This is a genomic window from Mesorhizobium sp. LNHC252B00 (assembly GCF_000502955.1).
Lineage (GTDB): Bacteria > Pseudomonadota > Alphaproteobacteria > Rhizobiales > Rhizobiaceae > Mesorhizobium.
In genome coordinates this window covers 1-620 of the sequence record NZ_AYWO01000107.1, presented here as the reverse complement: position 1 = coordinate 620, position 620 = coordinate 1, and the positions used below count along the sequence as shown (strand labels likewise).

At 60.8% G+C, this 620-nt stretch carries 1 pseudogene; it reads left to right on the top strand.

Features of this window, described 5'->3' with window-relative positions:
- Positions 1 to 620, top strand: a pseudogene (locus tag X744_RS139700) (sugar isomerase); the annotation flags it as partial.

Here is a 620-nt window from a genome sequence, read left to right as displayed (position 1 = left end):
GCGTCGGCACCGGCGCCACCCGCTTCGCCCGCTTTCCCGGCGCCGGTGAGCCGCGCGACATCTTCGACAAGATCGAGGATTGCGCTGTCATCCAGCAATTGACGCAGGCGACGCCGACCGTGTCGCTGCACATTCCTTGGGACAAGGCCGATCCGAACCGGCTGAAGCAGGCGGCCGCACGCTTCGGGCTTGGCTTCGATGCCATGAACTCCAACACCTTTTCCGACACGAAGGACCAGACGCTTTCCTACAAATTCGGTTCGCTGTCGCATGCCGATGCCGGCACGCGTCGTCAGGCGGTCGAGCACAATCTCGAATGCATCGAGATCGGCAAGACGCTGGGTTCAAAGGCGCTGACGGTGTGGATCGGCGACGGCTCCAACTTCCCCGGCCAGGTCAATTTCGCCAAGGCGTTCGAGCGCTATCTCGACGCCATGAAGGATATCTATGCCGGGCTGCCGGATGACTGGAAGCTGTTCACCGAACACAAGATGTACGAACCTGCCTTTTACTCCACCGTCGTGCAGGACTGGGGCACCAACTACATCATATCAAGGGAGCTCGGCGACAAGGCCTTCTGCCTTGTCGACCTCGGCCATCATGCGCCCAACGTCAACATC